Source organism: Pseudomonas sp. (assembly GCF_041601375.1).
In the GTDB taxonomy this organism is placed as follows: Bacteria; Pseudomonadota; Gammaproteobacteria; order Pseudomonadales; family Pseudomonadaceae; genus Aquipseudomonas.
On the sequence record NZ_JBFIIG010000223.1, the window covers coordinates 1 to 5,995 of the forward strand.

Sequence of the window (5,995 nt, forward strand, 5' to 3'; positions counted from 1 at the left end):
GGAAGCTTACGAAGCCAAAAGCAAAGAGCGACAGCTGCGAGCCCTGCTACGCAAGGCCCGCCAACTCGGGATGGAGCTGGTTCATGCAGCTTAGATTTTTAAGAGCAAAAACAATGAGTTATATTTTGTTTGATGAGAGTCAGCTTGCTGGTGACCAGCAGGTCGGGCGCCTCCTGGCTATCGCCGGATTGCCGGCCCACAGCAAGGACTGGGCGGCTCCGGCCAAACGGCTCCGACTCGGCGTCCCCGACTAGGCGTCCCCCCGGCTCCTGCATTTTCAAGAGGGTGATCCATCATTCCACTGTGGCCCGTCCTCGGTGGGCCTCGTTTTCCGGCAATTAAATTGCGTACAATTAAATTGCTCGATATGGTGTTCACACTTTCCCCTCAACAAAGGTGCCTGTCATGAGCAACGACCTGTTCGATATCCCCGTCACCACCATCAAGGGCGAGCAGAAAACCCTGGCCGACTTCGCGGGCAAGGCCGTGCTGGTGGTCAATACCGCCAGCAAATGCGGTTTCACCCCGCAGTACAAGGGCCTGGAAAGCCTCTGGCAGCAGTACAAGGACAAGGGGTTGGTGGTGTTGGGTTTTCCCTGCAACCAGTTCGGCAAGCAGGAGCCGGGCAATGAGGGGGCGATTTCCGAGTTCTGCGAGCTGAACTTCGGTGTCAGCTTTCCCTTGTTCAAGAAGGTCGATGTCAACGGCAGCGATGCCCATCCCTTGTTCGTCCAGTTGAAGAAAAAAGCCCCGGGCCTGCTTGGCAGCCAGGGTGTGAAGTGGAACTTCACCAAGTTCCTGGTCAGTGCCGACGGCAAGCAGATCAAGCGTTTCGCGCCGACCACCAAGCCGGAAGATCTGACTGCCGAGATCGAAGCCCTGCTCAAATGAAACCCGAGGCGTTCGAGCGCGAAGACCCCCTGCAGCTGGACAACCAGCTGTGCTTCAAGCTGTATGCGGCTTCGCGGGCGGTGATCCGTGCCTACAAGCCGATGCTCGATCAGTTGAATCTGACCTACCCTCAGTACCTGGCGATGCTGGTGCTCTGGGAATGGCAGCTGGTCCCGCCGGCACAGCCGACGGTCAAGGCCCTGGGCGAGCGCTTGCTGCTCGATTCGGGCACCCTGACCCCGCTGCTCAAGAGGTTGCAGCAGCTTGGCTTGCTATTGCGCCAGCGCTCGGCCGTGGATGAGCGCGAGGTGCACCTGGCATTGACCGAGGCGGGCCGTGCCTTGCGTGAGCGGGTGCTGCCGTTGCGCCAGCAGCTGCTGTGCGAGCAGGGGGTCGAGGTGGATGAGCTGGTCGAACTGCGCAGCCGCGTTGGTCAGTTGCTCGATCGCTTCATGGTGTTGCGCTAGGGCCTGTCGGCGTCGGCAGCCAGCGTTCGAGCAAGGCATTCAGCTCTTCGCGGCGGAAGGGTTTGGCCAGGTAGTCGTTCATGCCGGCAGCGCGACAACGCTCGCGTTCATCGGGCAGGGCGTTGGCAGTCAGGGCGATGATCGGCAGCTCGGGATGGTGCCCGCCCTGGCGAATTCTGCGGCTGGCCTCATAGCCGTCCATGATCGGCATGTTGCAGTCCATCAGCACCAGGTCGATGTCGTGCTGAGCCAGCTGGCTCAGGGCCTCGGCGCCATGGTTGGCCAGCACCACCTCGTAGCCGAGTTTGCCGAGCATGCCTTTGGCCACTAGCTGGTTGACCGGGTTGTCCTCCACCAGCAGCACCCGTGCCCGCTGTTCGCTCTGTTGCTCGGCGGGGCTTGGCGCAGGTGCACCCTCCATCCGCTGGCCGAGGCTGCGGCGCAATGCCTGGAGCAGGCCTTGGCGCGACAGCGGCCGGGCGATCTGTTCGAGCGGCGCCAGGGCGTGTGCCTGTTCGCTGGGCAGGAAGTTGCCGTAGGCGGTGACCAGCAGGATCGGCACCTTGCACGTCGAGCGCATGCCCGGCAGGCATTCGGGGCTATCGCTGATCAACAGGTCGGCGGCGACACCGAGCAGGTTGCTGTCGGGGTCCAGGCGTCGATACTCCAGCCCCCATGCCGGCAGCAGCTTGCCCAACAGTTCGTTGAGGCCTGAGCTGGCCGAACTGAGGGCCACGACCCGCCCGGTCAGTACTGGCAGGGCGGGCGCGGGGATATGGCTCGGCAGTGGCAGCTCCGCGCAGAATTGACTGCCTGAACCTTCCTTGGACTCCAGCTCGAGCCGCCCCTGCATGGCTTCGCACAGGCGGCGGGTCAGCGCCAGGCCAAGGCCGGTGCCGCCGAACTGACGGGTAATGCCGACCCCTGCCTGGGCGAAGGGTTGATAGATGCGCGCACGGGCCTCTTCGGCAATACCGATGCCGGTGTCTCGCACCAGGATCCGTATGCCTCGTCGGCCGCTGTCGACGTGGATGTCGACGCGGCCGGAGCGGGTGAATTTCAGGGCGTTGGAAAGCAGGTTGCTGATGATCTGGCGCACCCGTGTCGGGTCGCCGAGCACTTGCGCAGGCAGTTGAGGGTCGATCAGGCAGGTCAATTCGACATCCGGCAAGGCATTTTGCGACAGCAGGCTGGCGGTGTCTTCGACCATGCTGCCAAGGTCGAAGGGCATGCTTTCCAGTTCCAGCTGGCCGGCTTCGAATTTCGACAGGTCGAGGATGTCGTTGAGCAGTTCGACCAGTATCTTGCCTGAGTCGTGGGCAATCGACAGCTGCTGGCGTTGTTCGTTGTTCAGCGGACCGTCGAGGGACAGTGCGAGCATGCCGAGCAGGCCGTTGAGCGGGGTGCGGATCTCGTGACTCATGTTGGCGAGAAACGCCGAGCGGGCCTGGGCCATGTCCAGCGCAGTGCGTTTTGCCTGTTCCAGCTCCTGATTGGATTCGAGCAGGCGCGCGTTGGTGGCCGTCAATTCGTTCGTGCGTGCAGAGACGATGTTCTCCAGTTCGCCCAGGTACTGGGTGAGGCGATCCTCGGCGTCGCGACGTTGCTCGATCTCCATGGCTATGCTGGACAGCTGCTGGTTGGTCACGTCGACCAGGATACCGATTTCGTCGCGCTCATGGCCGCGCGGGCAGGGCAGTCTGTTGCGGTTAGGCGTGTGCAGGTCGCGACCGCTGAGCGCACGAATCACCTCGGTCAGCGGCTTGGTCAGCATGAAGTAGAACAGCACCAGCAGGATCAGCGAGAGCAGCAGGCTGCGGGCGAAGCCGGTCAGCAAGGTCAGCATGGCGCGCCGCAGGAAGTGACTGCCGAACGCATAGGTGTCGACTTCCAGATGCAGCACACCGAGGGCTTCCTCGGGCGCGTGACTGACGAACAGCTGTGTTTCGAACTGGCGCTGCTCGCCGAACAGGAAGTCGCTGAGCAGCCGGTAGCGGTTTGCGCTGGGTGGGCGGCTGACACTGGCCAGGGTCATGTTGCTGTTGTCTATGATCTCTGCGCGAATCACCGCCGGTGAGCGCAGCAGGCCCAGTACCAGTTCCTGGGCCAGCTCGGCATCGATGTTGTAGGCGATGCGCGCGGCGGGATTGTGGCTGATATCCATCAGTGCGTTAATCTCGCGGTTGATGGAGGCATCCTCGCTGGCATAATCGATGCCCACTTGAATCAAGCTGAGCGCAGTGCCGAGGATAAACGCCACCAATACGGTCAAACTGGCCTGTTTGAATGACAGGCGTTGGGTGAGCGGTATATCCATGGGTGGCAATAGTCTCGGGTCCGTGCGCTTGCCAAGCATAGCCCATCCGTTCCTCCTTTCGGCAGGAGCAGTTGGCAGCCCGGCTGTAACATCAAGGCGTACACCAAGGAGCGAGTCGTGGATTCCCGTTTAAATGCTTTTCTACAGCGCGCCGAGAGCGTGCTTGCGCGCCTCGAGCCGCTGTTGCCGGCCCAGCGTGGCGATATCGACTGGCAGCACAGCCTGGCCGCACGCTGGCATCGTGAGGGGCGCAGCGGTTACTTGCAGCCGCTGAGCATCGACCTCGACCTGAAGCTGAGTGACCTGATCGGTGTCGACACTCAGCGTGAGCAGCTGGCGCGCAACACCCGGCAATTCATTCGCGGCCTGCCGGCCAATCACGCCTTGCTCTGGGGCGCGCGCGGCACGGGAAAGTCGTCGCTGGTGCGTGCGCTGTTGGCTGAACATGCCACGGCCGGGCTGCGCCTGATCGAGATCGAACGCGATCATCTGGCGGATCTGCCGCGAGTGGTCGAGCAGCTGATGCGCTTACCACAGCGCTTTGTGCTGTTTTGCGACGATCTGTCCTTCGAGGCCGGTGAGGGTGATTACCGGGTGCTGAAAAGCGTGCTGGATGGCTCGCTGGAGCGCTCGCCAGACAATGTGCTGCTCTACGCCACGTCCAATCGCCGCCATCTGTTGCCGGAGAAGCACAGCGACAACGAGGCTTCGCAGATGGTCGACGGCGAACTGCACCCCAGCGAGGCGGTGGAGGACAAAATCGCGCTGTCCGATCGTTTTGGCCTATGGTTGTCTTTCTACCCCTTCAGCCAGGATCACTTCCTCGATGTGGTGCGGCATTGGATCGAGATACAGGCGGCGCTGGCTGGCTTGAACTGGCAGTGGAACGAGGCCCTGGAAAAAGCGGCGATTCGCTGGGCCTTGGGGCGCGGTAATCGCAATGGTCGCTGTGCCTATCAATTCGCCCGCCACTGGGTCGGGCTGCAACTCCTGGAGAGCCAGGCATGATCGACCTTGCGCAAGCCGACGCCGAGTCCGCTGACTATTCACTACTGGCTGCACAACTGCAGGCACTGTTGGCCGATGAGCGCGACTTCATTGCCAATGCCGCGCAGTTCTGCGCCTTGTTGTTCCAGGAACTGAGCGCGCTCAATTGGGCGGGCTTCTACCTGGTACGAAGCGATGAACTGGTGCTGGGGCCATTCCAGGGGCGCGTGGCGTGCGTGCGCATACCCATGGGGCGCGGGGTGTGCGGGGTGGCGGCGGCGACCCGGCAAACGCAGCGGGTGGAGGATGTGCACGGCTTTGCCGGGCATATCGCCTGCGACAGCGCCTCGCGCAGCGAGCTGGTGGTGCCGCTGCTGAAGGAGGAGCGGTTGATCGGCGTGCTGGATCTGGACAGTCCGCAGTTGGCCCGTTTTACCGCAGCGGATCAGGCCGGGATCGAGCGGCTGGTCGAGATTTTCTTGCAGCTTAGCGACTGTTGACACCATTGGGGTCGGCAGGGTGCACTTCAGTTCTGCTGTGGAGCAGGCCTTGCCGGTCAGATTCGGCCAACGCAGGGCCGCTTGCCGAATGTGCGCCGCGCCGATCAATCATGGTGCACTGCCTGCGGCGAGTGACACCCTACGGATCGCGGATTGCTCCAGATCGGGCGGCCTACGCAGTCCGTAGGGCGGCTTCGGAGCGCAGCGACAACCCGCCAGCTGTTGTGCCACGCCGGTGAACCAGTGGTGCACTGCCTGCGGCGAGTGACCCTACGGGTTGTGGATTGATCTCGGTGGCTGGTCAGAGCGCAGGGCGTCAGGAGACGACCTCGCAGCAGGCGAGCGTTTGTTCACGATCCAATCAGTCGTAAATATTCTTCTTCTTCCAGTCCTCATCGCCTTCCAGGCTCTTCAGGCCATCGGTCAGCTCGCTGACGTCGTCGGCTGCCGGCTTGCCCATGTCCACCACCATGGCATTGGCGCGGGCGAGTTGGCCTTCGAATTTCTGCAGCGGTGCTTGGTAGCGCGCGCTGTCGGCCTGCTTGCGCAGGAACTGCACGCCGCGCTCGAACGCCAGGCGCGCCTGGCCGGGCTGGTTTTGTTGCAGGGCCAGTTGGCCCAGGTTGCCGAACAGTTCGATATGCAATTGCACCAGCATGTGGCGAACTTCATTGACCCAGTGCTTGGCTTCATTGGCGGGCAGGATGCCGTCCTGGGCGCAGCGGGTGATTTGCCCGTGCAGGTTTTCCAGTTGAAAGCGCACTTCCTTGGCTTTGACTTCGCTGACGATCTGCTGCAACGGATTCGGTAGCGGAATCGCATCGCCCTGGGCA

The 5,995-nt window shown here is 62.4% G+C and carries 6 protein-coding genes and 1 pseudogene; 5 read left to right on the top strand and 2 right to left on the bottom strand.

The features are described 5' to 3' along the window. The 3 genes from ABZE94_RS19545 to ABZE94_RS19555 all read left to right on the top strand — a co-directional run. A partial coding sequence (locus tag ABZE94_RS19545) for a hypothetical protein (RefSeq protein ID WP_372877613.1) occupies positions 1 to 254 on the top strand: 254 nt, incomplete at its 5' end. A 151-nt stretch (positions 255 to 405) separates the two neighbouring features. Continuing rightward, positions 406 to 891 carry a glutathione peroxidase gene (locus ABZE94_RS19550; protein WP_372877604.1) on the top strand — a complete coding sequence of 162 codons (486 nt, stop codon included), beginning with the start codon at positions 406 to 408 and terminating at the stop codon, positions 889 to 891. Then, on the top strand, positions 888 to 1,358 hold the full coding sequence (locus tag ABZE94_RS19555) for a MarR family winged helix-turn-helix transcriptional regulator (protein ID WP_372877606.1): 471 nt from the start codon (positions 888 to 890) through the stop codon (positions 1,356 to 1,358). Before ABZE94_RS19550 ends, ABZE94_RS19555 begins: the two co-directional genes overlap by 4 nt. Here the strand turns inward: ABZE94_RS19555 and ABZE94_RS19560 are convergent. Next, the gene (locus ABZE94_RS19560) at positions 1,342 to 3,675 is read right to left on the bottom strand and encodes a response regulator (RefSeq protein ID WP_372877607.1); all 2,334 of its coding nucleotides are present in this window, start codon (positions 3,673 to 3,675) and stop codon (positions 1,342 to 1,344) included. The genes ABZE94_RS19555 and ABZE94_RS19560 overlap by 17 nt on opposite strands. A gap of 117 nt (positions 3,676 to 3,792) precedes the next feature. Here ABZE94_RS19560 and ABZE94_RS19565 point away from each other — a divergent pair, with 117 nt between their 5' ends. Then, positions 3,793 to 4,683 (top strand): ATP-binding protein, encoded by an 891-nt coding sequence (locus ABZE94_RS19565; RefSeq protein WP_372877609.1) that lies wholly within the window; start codon positions 3,793 to 3,795, stop codon positions 4,681 to 4,683. Beyond that, positions 4,680 to 5,162, top strand: coding sequence for a GAF domain-containing protein (locus ABZE94_RS19570; protein WP_372877611.1), 483 nt, complete (start codon positions 4,680 to 4,682; stop codon positions 5,160 to 5,162). Before ABZE94_RS19565 ends, ABZE94_RS19570 begins: the two co-directional genes overlap by 4 nt. A 361-nt stretch (positions 5,163 to 5,523) precedes the next feature. On the opposite strand, the pseudogene ABZE94_RS19575 reads toward ABZE94_RS19570, so the two are convergent. Further along, a pseudogene (locus tag ABZE94_RS19575) lies at positions 5,524 to 5,995 on the bottom strand (hypothetical protein); the annotation flags it as partial.

Excerpts from the sequence above, each read along its gene's own strand:
- ABZE94_RS19550 (WP_372877604.1), top strand. The coding sequence starts at position 406 with ATGAGCAACGACCTGTTCGATATCCCCGTCACCACCATCAAGGGCGAG.
- ABZE94_RS19560 (WP_372877607.1), bottom strand. The coding sequence starts at position 3,675 with ATGGATATACCGCTCACCCAACGCCTGTCATTCAAACAGGCCAGTTTG.
- ABZE94_RS19570 (WP_372877611.1), top strand. The coding sequence starts at position 4,680 with ATGATCGACCTTGCGCAAGCCGACGCCGAGTCCGCTGACTATTCACTA.
- ABZE94_RS19555 (WP_372877606.1), top strand. The coding sequence starts at position 888 with ATGAAACCCGAGGCGTTCGAGCGCGAAGACCCCCTGCAGCTGGACAAC.